General features: G+C 71.3%; 12 protein-coding genes and 1 rRNA gene. 12 read left to right on the forward strand and 1 reads right to left on the reverse strand.

All coding sequences use genetic code 11. The features are described from left to right. The first annotated feature begins 4 nt into the window (after window positions 1-4). Window positions 5-2512 carry a phenylalanine--tRNA ligase subunit beta gene (gene pheT / locus JOF36_RS15120; protein ID WP_210027481.1) on the forward strand — a complete coding sequence of 836 codons (2508 nt, stop codon included), beginning with the start codon at window positions 5-7 and terminating at the stop codon, window positions 2510-2512. 107 nt (window positions 2513-2619) lie between these two features. On the opposite strand, the gene JOF36_RS15125 is transcribed toward pheT, so the two are convergent. Beyond that, the gene (locus JOF36_RS15125) at window positions 2620-3450 is read right to left on the reverse strand and encodes a hypothetical protein (RefSeq protein ID WP_210027482.1); all 831 of its coding nucleotides are present in this window, start codon (window positions 3448-3450) and stop codon (window positions 2620-2622) included. Between the two features lie 102 nt (window positions 3451-3552). On the opposite strand from JOF36_RS15125, the gene argC reads away from it, so the two are divergent. From argC to JOF36_RS15180, 11 genes are all read left to right on the forward strand, one after another. Then, window positions 3553-4584 (forward strand): N-acetyl-gamma-glutamyl-phosphate reductase, encoded by a 1032-nt coding sequence (gene argC / locus JOF36_RS15130; protein ID WP_210027483.1) that lies wholly within the window; start codon window positions 3553-3555, stop codon window positions 4582-4584. After that, window positions 4581-5753: a bifunctional glutamate N-acetyltransferase/amino-acid acetyltransferase ArgJ gene (gene argJ / locus JOF36_RS15135; protein WP_210027484.1), complete on the forward strand. Its 1173-nt coding sequence runs from the start codon at window positions 4581-4583 to the stop codon at window positions 5751-5753. Before argC ends, argJ begins: the two co-directional genes overlap by 4 nt. A 31-nt stretch (window positions 5754-5784) precedes the next feature. Continuing rightward, the gene (gene argB / locus JOF36_RS15140; protein WP_210035673.1) at window positions 5785-6711 is read left to right on the forward strand and encodes an acetylglutamate kinase; all 927 of its coding nucleotides are present in this window, start codon (window positions 5785-5787) and stop codon (window positions 6709-6711) included. Continuing rightward, complete coding sequence (locus tag JOF36_RS15145; RefSeq protein WP_210027486.1) at window positions 6708-7901, forward strand: acetylornithine transaminase; 1194 nt, start codon at window positions 6708-6710, stop codon at window positions 7899-7901. Before argB ends, JOF36_RS15145 begins: the two co-directional genes overlap by 4 nt. Beyond that, complete coding sequence (gene argF, locus JOF36_RS15150) at window positions 7901-8821, forward strand: ornithine carbamoyltransferase (RefSeq protein ID WP_210027488.1); 921 nt, start codon at window positions 7901-7903, stop codon at window positions 8819-8821. Before JOF36_RS15145 ends, argF begins: the two co-directional genes overlap by 1 nt. Then, the gene (locus JOF36_RS15155; RefSeq protein ID WP_210027489.1) at window positions 8818-9360 is read left to right on the forward strand and encodes an arginine repressor; all 543 of its coding nucleotides are present in this window, start codon (window positions 8818-8820) and stop codon (window positions 9358-9360) included. The genes argF and JOF36_RS15155 overlap by 4 nt, the downstream gene beginning before the upstream one ends. A 45-nt stretch (window positions 9361-9405) precedes the next feature. Next, on the forward strand, window positions 9406-10821 hold the full coding sequence (argH, locus tag JOF36_RS15160) for an argininosuccinate lyase (RefSeq protein ID WP_210027490.1): 1416 nt from the start codon (window positions 9406-9408) through the stop codon (window positions 10819-10821). Then, a complete protein-coding gene (locus JOF36_RS15165; RefSeq protein ID WP_210027491.1) occupies window positions 10818-12041 on the forward strand; it encodes an aspartate aminotransferase type Ic in 1224 nt (407 codons plus the stop codon). The genes argH and JOF36_RS15165 overlap by 4 nt, the downstream gene beginning before the upstream one ends. An 18-nt stretch (window positions 12042-12059) precedes the next feature. Further along, window positions 12060-12728 carry a DNA-3-methyladenine glycosylase gene (locus tag JOF36_RS15170; protein WP_307862387.1) on the forward strand — a complete coding sequence of 223 codons (669 nt, stop codon included), beginning with the start codon at window positions 12060-12062 and terminating at the stop codon, window positions 12726-12728. A 71-nt stretch (window positions 12729-12799) separates the two neighbouring features. Continuing rightward, window positions 12800-14071, forward strand: a complete 1272-nt coding sequence (gene tyrS, locus JOF36_RS15175; protein WP_210027492.1) for a tyrosine--tRNA ligase — start codon at window positions 12800-12802, stop codon at window positions 14069-14071. Window positions 14072-14498: 427 nt separating this feature from the next. Beyond that, window positions 14499-16021, forward strand: a 16S ribosomal RNA gene (locus JOF36_RS15180). Window positions 16022-16184 lie beyond the last annotated feature (163 nt).

Genomic DNA, 16184 nt, shown 5'->3' on the forward strand with positions numbered 1-16184 from the left:
AGCAGTGCGCGTGTCCGCCTCCTGGCTCGCCCGGCACATCGACCCGGCGGCCCTGCCGGCACGCCCCGAGGACATCGGCGAGGCGTTCGTCCGGGTCGGGCTGGAGGTCGAGGAGATCCACCCGGCCCCCGAGATCACCGGCCCGGTGACCGTCGCGCGGGTCGCGGAGATCGAGGAGCTCACCGAGTTCAAGAAGCCCATCCGGTACTGCCGGGTGGAGTTCGACGACCACCGCTTCCGGCACGTCGTCTGCGGTGCCCGCAACTTCGCCGTCGGCGATCTCGTCGTGGTGACCGAACCGGGTTCCGTGCTGCCCGGCGGCTTCGCCATCGCCCAGCGGGAGACCTACGGCCGGGTGTCCGACGGCATGATCGCCTCGGCGAAGGAGCTCGGTCTCGGCGCCGACCACTCCGGCATCCTCGTGCTGCCCCCGGGCACCGCCGAGCCCGGCGACGACGCGCTCGAGGTCCTCGGCCTGTCCGAGCCGGTGATCGAGCTGGCCGTCACCCCGGACCGCGGCTACTGCTTCGCCGTCCGCGGCCTGGCCCGTGAGCTCGCCACCGCACTGGACGCCGACTACACCGACCCGGTCACCCGGGTCCGGGTCCCCGAGACCTCCGGGGACGCCTGGCCGGTCCGGATCGCCGACACCGACGGGTGCGCACGGTTCGTCGTCCGCCGGGTGGACGGTGTCGACCCGGCCGCGCCGAGCCCGTGGTGGATGCAGCGCGCACTGCTCTCGGCCGGGATGCGCCCGATCTCGTTGATCGTCGACGTCACCAACTTCGTGATGCTCGACCTCGGTCAGCCGCTGCACGGCTACGACGCATCCCGGGTATCGGGCACCATCGAGGTCCGCCGGGCGACGACGGGGGAGGAGCTGGCGACCCTCGACGGCCAGACCCGTGCCCTCGACCCCGACGACCTGCTGATCACCGACGACTCGGGGCCGATCGGCCTGGCCGGCGTCATGGGTGGCGCGTCGACCGAGATCCCCGAGCTCTCCGCGCTCGCACCCGGTGCGCGGGTGGACGTGCTGCTGGAGGCCGCGCACTTCGCGCCTGCGGTGATCGCCCGGGCCGCCCGCCGGCACAAGCTGCCCAGCGAGGCGTCCCGCCGGTTCGAGCGGGTCGTCGACCCGGCACTGCCGCCGGTCGCCGCGGAGCGTGCCGCACAGCTGCTGGTCGAGCTGGGCGGTGGCACGCTCGCCGACGGCCGCACCGACGAGGGCGGGGTCCCCGCGGTGCCGCAGGTGCGGATGCCGCTGTCGATGCCCGACCGGGTCGCCGGCGTCTCCTACTCCCGCGGTGCCACCGTGCGGCGGTTGACCCAGGTCGGCTGCCGGGTGGAGCTGGACACCGGTGCCGACGGTCAGGGTGTCGTCGTGGCGACCCCGCCGACCTGGCGGCCGGACCTGCGCCAGGCCGCCGACCTGGTCGAGGAGGTGCTGCGGCTGGAGGGATACGACACCATCCCGTCCGAGCTGCCGGCGGCCCCGGCCGGGCGCGGCCTGTCCGCCGCCCAGCTCCGGCGGCGCGCTGTCTCCCGGGCGCTGGCCGAGGCCGGGCACGTCGAGGTGCTGCCGTTCCCGTTCGTCTCCGACACCGTGTGGGACGACCTCGGGCTGGCCGCCGACGACGAGCGCCGCCGCACCGTCGCGGTCACCAACCCGCTCGACGCCGAACGGTCCCGGCTGGCCACCACGTTGCTGCCCGGTCTGCTGGACATGCTGGTGCGCAACCGGTCCCGCGGTACGGAGGATCTCGCGCTGTACGCGATCGCCCAGGTCGTCCAGCCGCAGGAGAACCCGCCCGCGATGCCGGACCCGGCTGTCACCGCCCGGCCGACGGATGAGGAGTACGCCGCGATCCGGGCCGCGCTGCCCGACCAGCCGGTGCACGTCGGCGTCGTGCTGGGTGGGCACCGCGAGCCGCGCGGCTGGTGGGGCACGGGCCGTCCGGCCACCTGGGAGGACGCGGTCGAGGCCGCCCGGCTGACCGGCGCGGCGGCCGGCGTGGAGCTGCGCCCGCGGCGTGCCGAACGGGCGCCGTGGCACCCGGGCCGCTGCGCGGAGCTCGTGGTCGCCGGCACGGACACCGTCGTCGGATACGCCGGTGAGCTGCACCCGAAGGTCGTCGAGACGCTCGGGCTGCCCGCCCGCACCGTGGCCGCCGAGATCGATCTCGACGCGATCCCGCTGCGCGAGAACCTGCCGGTGCCGCTGGTGTCGGGGTTCCCGCCGGTGGCGGTGGACGTCGCCCTCGTCGCCGAGGAGTCGGTGCCCTCGGCGGATCTCGCCGAGGCGCTCACCGACGGTGCCGGCGAGCTGCTGGAGTCGGTGCGGCTGTTCGACGTCTACACCGGCGACCAGGTCGGGGACGGCAAGCGGTCGCTGGCGTTCTCGCTGCGGCTGCGCGCGCCGGACCGGACGCTCACCAGCGAGGAGGCCAACACCGCCCGGGACGCCGCGGTCGCCGAGGCCGCCGCCCGGCACGGCGCCGCGTTGCGCTGAGCGGAGCGAACCTCGGCGCTGAGCGGAGCGAACCTCGGCGCTGAGCGGGGCGTGCGGAGCGAACCTCTGCGCTGAGCTCGGTTTCGGTGCGCTCCTGCGCCGACCGCTCAGCGGCGCGCCAGCGCGGCGACGGCCGTGCGGGCGGCGGTCCGCCACTGCTCGTCCGACGGGGCGCGGCCGGCCACGGCGATCGTGACCAGGTGGCGCGCGGTGCCCAGCTGCAGCGTCGGGCCGGCCACCGTGTCCAGCAGCGCGGCGGTCGTGCCCTCGCCGGTGCCGGTGACCGCCCGGGCTCCGGCCGCGTCGCGCACGTAGCGGTCCGGGGTGACCCGGTTGGTCGTGTAGACGTTCACCGACACCGTCGACGACCCGCCCACGGCGAAGCAGGCCCGGCTTCGCGACCCGTCCGGCCGCTCGGTGCCGGCATTCGCCGCAGCCACCGCGGGGGTCGCGTCGAGCAGACCGGCCAGTGTGTCGGCGTCCAGCAGGCACTCGTCGGCCACCACGTCCGCGGTCAGCGGCGCCGGAGCCCGGGTCGGGGGAGGTGCCGGCGGGGCGGGTTCCGCTCCGTGCCCGCCGTCGGGAACCGGGGCGGCGCGGACCTCGACCGGGGCCGGTGGAACCGTCCGTGTCGTCCCACCGGCCGTCGGCGGAGCCGGCGGTCCCGGCGGTTCGGGGGAGGCGGGCCCCGGCGCGACGGTCGTCGTCGGATGTTCCGCGACGGAGGTGGCCGGACCGGGCACGGTGAACGACGAGGGAGGAGTGCCCGGTGCCGCCGGGGCGCTCGCGTCCGCCGGCCTGGCCGGTCCCTGCCCGACCGGCCACGGTGTCCCCGCCACCGTCGGCGCACAGCCCGCGACCGGCAGGCCGAGCAGGATGGTCAGCACCGCTGCGACGACGCCGTCCGGGCGCCACCCGGTCGTCCGCTCCGTCCGCACCTGCGGGAGGCTAGGGTCCGGCGGGTCGCACCACCGCCGAGCGCGGTCGGGTGGTCACGATCGCGAACCGGATTGCATGAGTTTCCGTGAGCGTGCATAATCATGCACGTGGTACGCATCGCAGTGGCGGGAGCCAGTGGGTACGCCGGGGGTGAGCTGCTCCGGCTGCTCCTCGCGCATCCGGACGTGGAGATCGGCGCACTGACGGCCGGCGGCAACGCCGGAACCCGTCTGGGCGAGCACCAGCCGCACCTCGCCCCGCTGGCGGACCGCGTGCTGGGTGAGAGCACCGCGGAGAACCTCGCCGGGCACGATGCGGTGTTCCTCGCCCTCCCGCACGGGAAGTCGGCCGAGCTCGCCGCACAGCTCGGCGACTCGCTCGTGGTCGACTGCGGTGCCGACCACCGGTTGACCGATCCGGCGGCCTGGGACCGCTGGTACGGGGGTGAGCACGCCGGTCACTGGCCCTACGGGCTGCCCGAGCTCCCCGGTGCACGGGAGCGGCTCGTCGGCGCGAACCGGGTCGCCGTCCCCGGCTGCTACCCGACCGGGACGAGCCTGGCGCTGTTCCCGGCACTGGCCGCCGGCCTGATCGAGCCGGACGTGGTGATCACCGCGGTCACGGGGACGTCGGGAGCGGGGAGATCGCTCAAACCGCACCTGCTCGGTGCCGAGGTCATGGGATCGCTGTCGGCGTACGGTGTCGGCGGCGAGCACCGGCACACCCCGGAGATCGCCCAGAACCTCACGGCAGCGCTCGGCTCGCCCGTCTCGGTGAGCTTCACACCCGTCCTCGCGCCGCTGCCACGCGGCATTCTGGCCTCGTGCTCCGCGCGGCTGACCGATGCCGCCACCGATGCCGCGACGATCCGGCAGGTCTACGAGAAGACCTACGCCGGCGAGCCGTTCGTCCGGCTGCTGCCGGAAGGGCAGTGGCCCACGACCGGGCAGACGCTGGGTTCGAACCTGGTCGCCCTGCAGGTGACCGTCGATCCCGATGCGGGGCGACTCGTCGTGGTCTCCGCGATCGACAACCTCACCAAGGGCACCGCCGGTGCCGCGGTGCAGTGCATGAACCTCGCGCTCGGGCTGCCCGAGACCACCGGGCTGCCGACGACGGGAGTGGCACCGTGAGCGTGACCGCCGCACAGGGGTTCCGGGCCGCCGGGATCGCGGCCGGGATCAAGAAGTCCGGCAGGACCGACCTGGCGCTGGTCGTCAACGACGGTCCCCGTTCCGAGGCCGCGGGCGTGTTCACCCGTAACAAGGTCAAAGCCGCTCCGGTGCTGTGGTCGCAGCAGGTGCTCACCACCGGGGCGTTGCGCGCGGTCGTGCTGAACTCCGGCGGGGCGAACGCCTGCACCGGCCCCCAGGGCTTCCAGACCGCTCATGCCACGGCGGAGCGGGTCGCCGAGGTGCTGGGCTGCGGCGCGGTCGAGGTCGCGGCGTGCTCGACCGGCCTGATCGGTGAGCAGCTCCCGCGGGAGACGCTGCTCTCCGGGGCCGAGAAGGCGGCCGGTGGGCTGGCCGCGACGCCCGAGGCGGGTGCCGCCGTGGCGGCCGCGATCATGACCACCGACACGGTGCCGAAACAGGCCCAGGTCATCGACCCGGCCGGCTGGACCGTCGGCGGCACGGCAAAGGGTGCCGGAATGATCTCCCCGTCGATGGCGACGATGCTCGGCGTGATCACCACGGACGCAGTGGTGGACCAGCCGATGCTCGACGCCGCGCTGCGGGAGGCCGTGCGGTACAGCTTCGACCGGCTCGACATCGACGGATCGATGTCCACCAACGACACGGTCCTGGTGCTGTCCTCGGGTGCCTCCGGTGTCCGGGCGGATCCGGCCGTGTTCACCGCCGCGCTCACCCGGGTCTGCCGCGATCTCGCCGAGCAGATGCAGGCCGACGCCGAGGGCGTCACGAAGCGGATCACGGTCCGGGTCACCGGCGCCGCCTCGGAGGACGACGCGGTGACCGTCGCCCGCACGATCGCCCGCGACGCACTGGTCAAGACCGCGATGTTCGGGTCCGACCCGAACTGGGGCCGGGTCGCCGCCGCGGCCGGCTACGCCGACGCCGCCCTCGACCCCGAGCGGCTCGACGTCACGATCAACGGCGTGCTGCTGTGCAAGGGCGCCGTCGTCGCCGGGGACCGGGCGGCGTGTGACCTGTCCGGGAAGGACGTGATGATCGAGGTCGAGCTCGGTCTCTCCGGCGGGGCGGACGGGCACACCGCCGAGATCCGGACCACCGACCTGTCGCACGCCTACGTGGAGGAGAACAGTGCCTACTCCTCCTGAACACTCGGCGGAAGGTGCCTCGCAGCCGCAGATCGCGCCCTCGCCGGAGGTCCCGGCCCGGCTGAAGCGGGCCGGGGAGAAGGCGGCCGTCCTCTCCGAGGCCCTGCCCTGGTTGCAGCGCTTCCACGGCCGGATCGTCGTCGTGAAGTACGGCGGCAACGCGATGATCGACGACGAGCTGAAGGAGGCCTTCGCCCGGGACATGGTGTTCCTGCGGCTGGCCGGCATCCACCCGGTCGTCGTGCACGGCGGCGGCCCGCAGATCAGTGCGATGCTCACCCGCCTCGGCATGCCCGGTGAGTTCCGCGGCGGGCTGCGGGTCACCACCCCGGAGACGATGGAGATCGTCCGGATGGTGCTCTTCGGGCAGGTGGGCCGGGAGCTGGTCGGTCTGATCAACCAGCACGGCCCGTTCGCCGTCGGGCTGTCGGGGGAGGACGCCGGGCTGTTCACCGCGGAGAAACGGACCGCCCTGGTCGGCGGCGAGCTGGTCGACATCGGCCTGGTCGGCGACGTCACGAAGGTCAACCCGGACGCGGTGCTGGACATCATCGCCGCGGGCCGGATCCCGGTCGTCGCCGGTATCGCCCCGGATGTCGACGGCCAGGTCCACAACATCAACGCCGACAGCGCGGCCGCCGCGCTGGCCGGTGCGCTGGACGCCGCGAAGCTCGTGGTGCTGACCGACGTCGAGGGGCTCTACGCCAACTACCCCGACCCGGACTCGATCATCACCTCGCTCACGGCGGACCAGCTGGAACCGATGCTGCCCCGCCTGGAGAGCGGGATGGCGCCGAAGATGGAGGCCTGCCTGCGCGCGGTGCGCTCGGGCGTCGGGCAGGCGCACGTGATCGACGGGCGGGTACCGCACTCGGTCCTGCTCGAGGTCTTCACGCACGAGGGTGTCGGGACGATGGTTCTCCCGGACGCCCCGGCAGACGGGGTGACACAGGTATGAGCACGCACGCGCAGCGCTGGCAGGCGGCGCTGATGAACAACTACGGCACCCCGCCGCTGACCCTGGTCCGCGGCGAGGGATCCCACGTGTGGGACGCCGAGGGCCGCCGGTACCTGGACCTCTACGCGGGTATCGCGGTCAACGCGCTCGGGCATGCACACCCGGCCGTCGTCGAGGCGGTGTCCGAGCAGGTCCGCACCCTCGGGCACACCTCGAACTTCTTCATCACCGACCCGGCGCTGCAGCTCGCCGAGCGGCTGCAGCGCCTGCTGGGCCGCGACGACGCCCGGATCCTGCTGTGCAACTCCGGCACCGAGGCCAACGAGGCCGCCTTCAAGATCGCGCGCAGGACCGGCCGCACGGGGATCGTCGCGTGCGAGGGGGCCTTCCACGGCCGCACGATGGGAGCGCTCGCGCTCACCGGCCAGCCGGCGAAGCGGGCCCCGTTCGAGCCGATGCCGTCCGGCGTCACGCACATCCCGTTCGGTGACCTCGCGGCGCTCGACGCCGCGGTCACCGGGGACACCGCCGCGGTGTTCCTGGAGCCGATCCTCGGTGAGGCCGGCGTCGTCGTGCCGCCGGAGGGGTACCTCGCGCAGGCCCGCCGGATCACGGCGGAGCGCGGGGCGCTGCTCGTGCTCGACGAGGTGCAGACGGGGATCGGCCGGACCGGGTACTGGTTCGCGCACCAGGCGCACGGAGTCGTCCCGGACGTGATGACCCTCGCCAAGGGGCTGGGCGGCGGGTTGCCGATCGGTGCCTGCGTCGGGATCGGCGACGCGGCCGCCCTGCTCGAGCCCGGTCAGCACGGCACGACCTTCGGCGGTAACCCGATCTCCTGCGCGGCGGCGCTCGCGGTGCTGGACACGATCGCCACCGAAGGACTGCTGGAGCACGTCGACCGGCTCGGCAAGGAGATCCGCAGCCGGCTCGAGGGGCTCGGCCACCCGCTGGTCGGCGACGTCTCCGGTGCCGGGCTGCACATCGGCGTCGGCCTCACCTCGCCGGTCTCTGCGCAGGCCGCGGCGGTCGCGCGCGAGGCCGGATTCCTGATCAACAACGCGACCCCGGAGCGGCTGCGGCTCGCGCCGGCGCTCACGTTCACCGACGGCGAGGCGGACGAGTTCCTCGCCGCGGCATCCGGGATCCTGGACGCCGCAGCCGCTGAGCAGGAAGGCCAGGGCAACTGATGGTCCGGCACCTGCTGCGCGACGACGATCTCTCGCCCGCCGAGCAGGCCGACGTTCTCGATCTCGCCGACAGGCTCAAGGCCGACCGGTTCGCCGAGCGGCCGCTCGCGGGGCCGAAGGCCGTCGCCGTCGTCTTCGACAAGTCCTCGACCCGCACCCGGGTGTCGTTCGAGACCGGGATCACCCAGCTCGGCGGTACGGCGGTCATCCTCGACGGCACGTCCAGCCAGCTCGGCCGCGGCGAGACGATCTCCGACACCTCCCGGGTGCTGTCGCGCTACGTCGACGCGATCGTCTGGCGCACCTCGGGTCAGGAGCGGATCGAGGAGATGGCCTCGGTGGCGACCGTTCCGGTGGTCAACGCGCTGACCGATGCGTTCCACCCGTGCCAGATCCTCGCCGACCTGCAGACGATCCGGGAGCGTCTGGGCCGGCTCGCCGGTGTCACGCTGACCTACCTCGGCGACGGCGCCAACAACGTCGCACACTCCTTGTTGCTCGGCGGCGCCACCGCGGGAATGCACGTGCGTGTCTCCGCCCCGGCCGGGTTCACCCCGGACCCGGAGGTGGCGCGCGATGCGAAGGTGCGTGCGGACCGGACCGGCGGATCGGTGGCCCTGATGGCCGACCCGCAGGTCGCCGTCGCGGGGGCGGACGTCCTCGTGACCGACACCTGGACCTCGATGGGGCAGGAGGGCGACGGACAGGACCGGGTCGCGCCGTTCCGGCCGTACCAGGTGAACGTCGAGCTGCTCGAGCGAGCGGCCCCCGGCGCGATCGTGCTGCACTGCCTTCCGGCTCACCGCGGCGAGGAGATCACCGACGAGGTGATCGACGGTTCGGCCAGCGCGGTCTGGGACGAGGCGGAGAACCGGCTGCACGCCCAGAAGGCACTGCTCACCTGGCTACTGCGGGCATGACCGACGGCGAGCGCGAGCGGCGACAGGGCAACGCCAGCCGGGTCACCCGGCAGGCGAAGATCATGGACGTGCTGTGGAACCGCCCGGTGCGCAGCCAGCCCGAGCTACTCGTCCTGCTGGACCAGCTGCACGGCATCGACACCACCCAGGCCACGCTGTCCCGGGACCTCGACGAGCTGGGTGCGATCAAGCTCCGCGGCCCGGACGGCGGTGCCCCCGTGTACCGGATTCCCGAGGACGGCAGCCCGGTGCGCGGGATCGAGGGCGGCACGACCCGGCTGGGGCGTCTGCTGGGGGAGCTGCTCGTGTCCGCGGACGCGAGTGGGAACCTTGCCGTCCTGCGGACCCCGCCGGGGGCCGCGCACTACCTGGCGAGCGCGCTGGACCGCGCCGCGCTGCACGACGTCGTCGGCACCATCGCCGGTGACGACACGATCATCGTGGTCGCCCGCGAGCCCCGCACCGGAGCAGAGCTCGCGCGGCGGTTGCAGGAACTGCCGAACGCCGCGCAGATCAGCGCGGGGACGAAGGAGAGCTGACATGGCGGACCGGGTCGGACCGGCCCATATCGCCGGAGCCACGTCGTGAGCGGGAACGCGGCACTGTGGGGCGGGCGCTTCGCGTCGGGCCCCGCCGACGCACTCGCCGCGTTGAGCAGGTCCACGCACTTCGACTGGGTGCTCGCCCCGTACGACATCCGCGGTTCGAAGGCGCACGCGCGGGTGCTGCACCGGGCGGGCCTGCTGTCGGACGAGGGGCTGTCCGGCATGCACAAGGCGCTCGACGAGCTCGCCGCGGACGTCGGGTCCGGTGCGTTCGGTCCCGAGCCGGGCGACGAGGACGTGCACACCGCCCTCGAGCGGGGGCTGATCGAGCGGGCAGGCCCCGAGCTCGGTGGGAAGCTGCGCGCCGGCCGGTCCCGCAACGACCAGGTCGCGACCCAGTTCCGCATGTGGCTGCGCGACGCGACCCGGCGGATCGGCTCCGGTGTGCTCGACGTCGTCGACTCGCTGATCGGCCAGGCCCAGGCCCACCCCGGTGCGGCGATGCCGGGCCGGACGCACCTGCAGCACGCCCAGCCGGTGCTGCTCGGCCATCAGCTGGCCGCGCACGCACATGCCCTGGTGCGCGACGTCGACCGGCTGCGCGACTGGGACCGGCGCACCGCGTACTCGCCGTACGGCTCCGGCGCGCTGGCCGGATCGTCGCTCGGTCTCGACCCGGAGGCGGTCGCCGCCGAGCTGGGCTTCACGGGGTCGTCGGCGAACTCGATCGACGGGACGTCGTCCCGGGACTTCGCGGCCGAGGCGGCCTTCGTGCTGGCCATGGTCGGGGTCGATCTCTCCCGGCTCGCCGAGGAGGTCATCCTCTGGGCCACGGCGGAGTTCGGCTACGTCACGCTCGACGACGCCTACTCGACCGGCAGCTCGATCATGCCGCAGAAGAAGAACCCGGATGTCGCGGAGCTGGCACGTGGCAAGTCGGGGCGTCTGATCGGCAACCTGACGGGGCTGCTGGCCACGCTGAAGGGTCTGCCGCTCGCCTACAACCGGGACCTGCAGGAGGACAAGGAGCCGCTGTTCGACTCGGTCACGCAGCTCGAGCTCCTGCTGCCCGCGGTCGCCGGCATGGTGGCGACCCTGACCTTCCACACCGACCGGCTGGCCGAACTGGCCCCGGCCGGCTTCACCCTGGCCACGGACGTCGCCGAGTGGCTCGTCCGCCAGGGCGTGCCGTTCCGGGTCGCCCACGAGGCGGCCGGCGGCTGCGTCCGGGTGGCGGAGGACCGTGTCGTGGGTCTGGAGGACCTGACCGACGACGAGCTCGCCGCCGTCCACCCGGCCCTGGACCCGAGTGTCCGCGAGGTGCTGAGCGTGGAAGGCTCCATCGCGTCGCGTAACGCGCGGGGTGGGACGGCAGGCGACCGGGTCGCCGAGCAGCTCACCGACCTGCGTACCGATGTCGCAGCAGCGAGAGAGTTCACCGGAGGAACCGCATGACCGACCCCGCAGCCGCATACGAGGACCTGAAGGCCGCCGGCCTGAAGCTGGACCTGACGCGGGGCAAGCCGTCGTCCGAGCAGCTCGACCTGTCGAACGCGCTGCTCGGGCTGCCCGGGGCGGGCGAGTTCCGCGCCGCCGACGGCACCGACACCCGCAACTACGGTGGCGGGCAGGGACTGCCCGAGCTCCGCGAGATCTTCGCGCCGTCCCTGCAGGTGCCGGTCGACCAGCTGGTCGCGGCGAACAACTCCAGCCTCGAGCTGATGCACGACACGCTGGTGCACGCGTTGCTGACGCCGCTGCCGGGTGCCCCGACCCGCTGGGTCGACGCCGGGCGGATCGCGTTCATCGCCCCGGTCCCCGGTTACGACCGGCACTACGGCGTCTGTGAGCGCCTCGGGATCGAGCTGGTCAGCGTGCCGATGACCGCGGACGGCCCGGACATGGACGAGGTCGAGCGCCTCGTGGCGGACGACCCCTCCATCAAGGGCATCTGGTGCGTGCCGAAGTACTCGAACCCGGACGGCGCGGTCTACTCCGACGAGACCGTCCGTCGGCTCGCGTCGATGCCGACCGCCGCTCCGGACTTCCGGATCATGTGGGACAACGCGTACGCGGTGCACCACCTGACCGAGGAGGAGGTCGAGATCGCGGACGTGCTGGTCCTGGCCGCCGAGGCCGGTAACCCGGATCGTCCGTTCGTGTTCGGCTCGACCTCGAAGATCACGTTGGCCGGCGCCGGTGTGGCGTTCTTCGGTGCTTCCCGGTCGAACGTCGACTGGTGGCTGAAGCTGGCATCGAAGAAGACCATCGGACCGGACAAGGTCAACCACCTGCGGCACGCCAAGTTCCTGAAGGACGCCGCCGGTCTGCGCGCGCACATGGCCGCGCACCGGGAGCTGATCGCGCCGAAGTTCGCGGCGGTCGAGCGGCTGCTCACCGCGGCGTTCGCCGACGTCGAGGGTGTGTCCTGGACGACGCCGAAGGGCGGCTACTTCGTCAGCCTCACGGTGCCGGACGGGCTCGCGTCCGAGGTGGTCCGGCTGGCGAAGGAGGCAGGCATCGTGTTGACCCCGGCCGGGGCGACGCACCCGCACGGCAAGGACCCGCAGGACGCCACGATCCGGCTCGCCCCGACCCTGCCCCCGCAGGACGAGGTCGAGAAGGCGATGGCGGGCGTCGTCACCTGCGTGCAGCTCGCGCTGTCCCGCCGCTGAGTGGGTAGTGACTTCTCCGTGCCGGGGCGCGGCCGGTCCGATCGGTCCCGCCCCGGCACGTTGCTCGACAGGTCGGAACTGGCCGTCGACGTGCTGCCCTCCGCGGAGCGGCTGCTCGGCTGTGTCCTGGAGTCGGACACACCGGACGGCACGGTCGCCGTGCGCCTGGTCGAGGTCGAGGCCTATCGCGGGCGGGACGATCCCGCCTCGCACTGCTACCGGGGTCGCACCGCGCGCAATGCGGTGATGTTCGGACCGGCCGGGCACCTGTACGTCTACTTCGTGTACGGCATGCATTTCTGCGCGAACGTGTCGTGCCTGGTCGACGGTGAGGCGGGAGCGGTCCTGCTGCGGGCCGGTGAACTGCTCACCGATCCGGGCGTCGCCCGCGTCCGGCGACCGACCGCCCGCAAGGACGACGATCTGGCCCGCGGCCCCGCCCGGCTCGCGTCGCTGCTGGGGCTCGGTCGTGACGACAACGGGCTCGACGTCACCGACCCGTCGTCCCGGGTACGGCTACGCGCCGGCGAGCCACTGCCCCCGTCGGCGATCCGCACCGGCCCGCGGGTGGGCGTCGCCGCGGCCGCGGAGCTGCCCTGGCGGTACTGGGTGGACGGGTCGCCGGCGGTCAGCCAGTACCGGCCCGGCGGGACGCGCGCCCGTCGCCGGAGGGACCAGGCCCGCTGAGCACCGGGCTACCGCGACGGGGGCGACACCCGCGGTGCAGGCATCGAGGCGGGCGGACCAAGATGGTGCGCGTGCGTACGGACATCCTGGACGAGCTGGAGTGGCGCGGCCTGATCGCGCAGACCACCGACCGCGACGCTCTGGCGAAGGAGCTCGCGGGCGGCGAACCGGTGACGCTCTATGCCGGGTTCGACCCGACCGCGCCGAGCCTGCACGCCGGGCATCTGGTCCCGATGCTGACCCTGCGCCGCTTCCAGGAGGCCGGCCACCGGCCCGTCATCCTCGCGGGCGGCGCCACCGGGATGATCGGTGATCCGCGCGACGTCGGGGAGCGGACGCTCAACGACGAGGCGACCGTCGCCGAGTGGACCGGGCTGATCCACGGCCAGCTCGAGCGGTTCGTGACCTTCGACGACTCGCCGACCGGGGCCCTGGCCGTCAACAACCTGGAATGGACCGGCGGGCAGACCGTGCTGGAGTTCCTGCGGGACCTCGGCAAGCACTTCCCGGTGAACACGATGCTCGCCCGCGAGACGGTGAAGCGCCGCCTCGCCGGGGAGGGCATGTCCTACACCGAGTTCAGCTACCTGCTGCTGCAGTCGCAGGACTACCTGCACCTGTACCGCGAGCTCGGCTGCCGGTTGCAGATCGGCGGGTCCGACCAGTGGGGCAACATCGTCGGCGGCGTGGACCTGATCCGCCGCATCGAGGGCGCACACGTGCATGCGATGACGCTGCCACTGGTCACCGACTCCGACGGCCGCAAGTTCGGCAAGTCGACCGGGGGCGGGAACATCTGGCTCGACCCGGAGCGGACGTCGCCGTACAGCTGGTACCAGTACTTCGTCAACGTCGCCGACGCCGACGTCATCGGTTACCTCAAGCTGCTCACGTTCCTCGATCGCGAGGAGATCGACTCCCTCGCGACCGAGCTCACCGAGAAGCCGCACCTGCGCAGCGCGCAGCGTCGGCTCGCCGCCGAGCTGACGACCCTCGTCCACGGTGCGGAGCAGACCCGGCAGGTGACGACGGCGAGCCAGGCGCTGTTCGGCCGGGCCGACCTGACCGATCTCGACGCCCGGACCCTCGGGAGCGCACTGGCCGAGGTGTCGACCACGGAGAGCGGGGGAAGGGAGACCATCGTCGACCTGCTCGTCGCGACCGGGCTGACCGAGAGCAAGGGCGCCGCCCGGCGGGCGGTGAAGGAGGGCGGCGCCTACGTCAACAACGTCAAGGTGACCGATGAGGAGTGGGCCCCGGGCGTCCACGACGCCCTCGACGGCGGGTGGCTGGTCGTGCGGCGCGGGAAGCGCAGTCTGGCGGGCGTACGCCTCGTCCGCTGAGGCAGGAACCTCTGACCTGGGAAAACAGCGAAGAGGTACCCCCCTGTGGAGCGGCTCGGACCGGTCCTGTAACTTTCTCCGTGTCGCCAGAACGGGACGGACAAGCGAAGCGGGCCGAGAGGCCAGGGACGCAGAACCGGCCCGGAGGTGACGGCCCCCGAACTTCACTCCGGTGAAGATCAGGCCGCCCGAAAGCCAGGGTTGACCCTGGCCTAGGGAGCAAGTAGCATAGAAGAGTTGCCTCCACCGAGAAGCAACTCAGATGCCCCAGGGTGACGGCCGACAGGCCCGGTCCCTGAGTGCGGGTGTCCTTTGAGAACTCAACAGTGTGTCGAGCTATTATATGGTTTGGCGTTTTTGTGCCAGATTGTTGTGGTTCGCAGGTCTGACCCCGTCGGGTCTGTGGATCGTTTGTTTTGTCAGGGTTTTGTTGGAGAGTTTGATCCTGGCTCAGGACGAACGCTGGCGGCGTGCTTAACACATGCAAGTCGAGCGGTAAGGCCCCTTCGGGGGTACACGAGCGGCGAACGGGTGAGTAACACGTGGGTGACCTGCCCTCAGCTCTGGGATAAGCCCGGGAAACTGGGTCTAATACCGGATAGGACCTCTCAACGCATGTTGGGTGGTGGAAAGTTTTTTCGGCTGGGGATGGGCCCGCGGCCTATCAGCTTGTTGGTGGGGTGATGGCCTACCAAGGCGGTGACGGGTAGCCGGCCTGAGAGGGCGACCGGCCACACTGGGACTGAGACACGGCCCAGACTCCTACGGGAGGCAGCAGTGGGGAATATTGCGCAATGGGCGAAAGCCTGACGCAGCGACGCCGCGTGGGGGATGACGGCCTTCGGGTTGTAAACCTCTTTCGCCAGGGACGAAGCTTTCGGGTGACGGTACCTGGATAAGAAGCACCGGCCAACTACGTGCCAGCAGCCGCGGTAACACGTAGGGTGCGAGCGTTGTCCGGAATTATTGGGCGTAAAGAGCTCGTAGGCGGTGTGTCACGTCGGCCGTGAAAACTTGGGGCTTAACTCTGAGCGTGCGGTCGATACGGGCATCACTTGAGTTCGGCAGGGGAGACTGGAATTCCTGGTGTAGCGGTGAAATGCGCAGATATCAGGAGGAACACCGGTGGCGAAGGCGGGTCTCTGGGCCGATACTGACGCTGAGGAGCGAAAGCGTGGGGAGCGAACAGGATTAGATACCCTGGTAGTCCACGCCGTAAACGTTGGGCGCTAGGTGTGGGGACCATTCCACGGTTTCTGTGCCGCAGCTAACGCATTAAGCGCCCCGCCTGGGGAGTACGGCCGCAAGGCTAAAACTCAAAGGAATTGACGGGGGCCCGCACAAGCGGCGGAGCATGTGGATTAATTCGATGCAACGCGAAGAACCTTACCTGGGTTTGACATGCACCAGACATCCCTAGAGATAGGGCTTCCCTTGTGGTTGGTGTGCAGGTGGTGCATGGCTGTCGTCAGCTCGTGTCGTGAGATGTTGGGTTAAGTCCCGCAACGAGCGCAACCCTTGTTCCATGTTGCCAGCACGTAATGGTGGGGACTCATGGGAGACTGCCGGGGTCAACTCGGAGGAAGGTGGGGATGACGTCAAGTCATCATGCCCCTTATGTCCAGGGCTTCACACATGCTACAATGGCTCATACAGAGGGCGGCGAGACCGTGAGGTGGAGCGAATCCCTTAAAGTGAGTCTCAGTTCGGATCGGGGTCTGCAACTCGACCCCGTGAAGTTGGAGTCGCTAGTAATCGCAGATCAGCAACGCTGCGGTGAATACGTTCCCGGGCCTTGTACACACCGCCCGTCACGTCACGAAAGTTGGTAACACCCGAAGCCGGCGGCCCAACCCTTTGGGGAGGGAGTCGTCGAAGGTGGGACTGGCGATTGGGACGAAGTCGTAACAAGGTAGCCGTACCGGAAGGTGCGGCTGGATCACCTCCTTTCTAAGGAGTCCCACTTGTAGTGGGGCGCCAGCTTTTGTTCTTGTTGAATGAGTTGGTTCCTTATCTGAGACCGCATCTGACAGGACCGTTCGTGTCCTGGGGTGTGGCTGGGTGGAACACAACGAACGCCAAGCTGTGGTTCGGCACACTGTTGGGTCCTGAG

Origin of the sequence: Pseudonocardia parietis (genome assembly GCF_017876315.1) — a bacterium.
Taxonomy (GTDB): Bacteria; Actinomycetota; Actinomycetes; order Mycobacteriales; family Pseudonocardiaceae; genus Pseudonocardia; species Pseudonocardia parietis.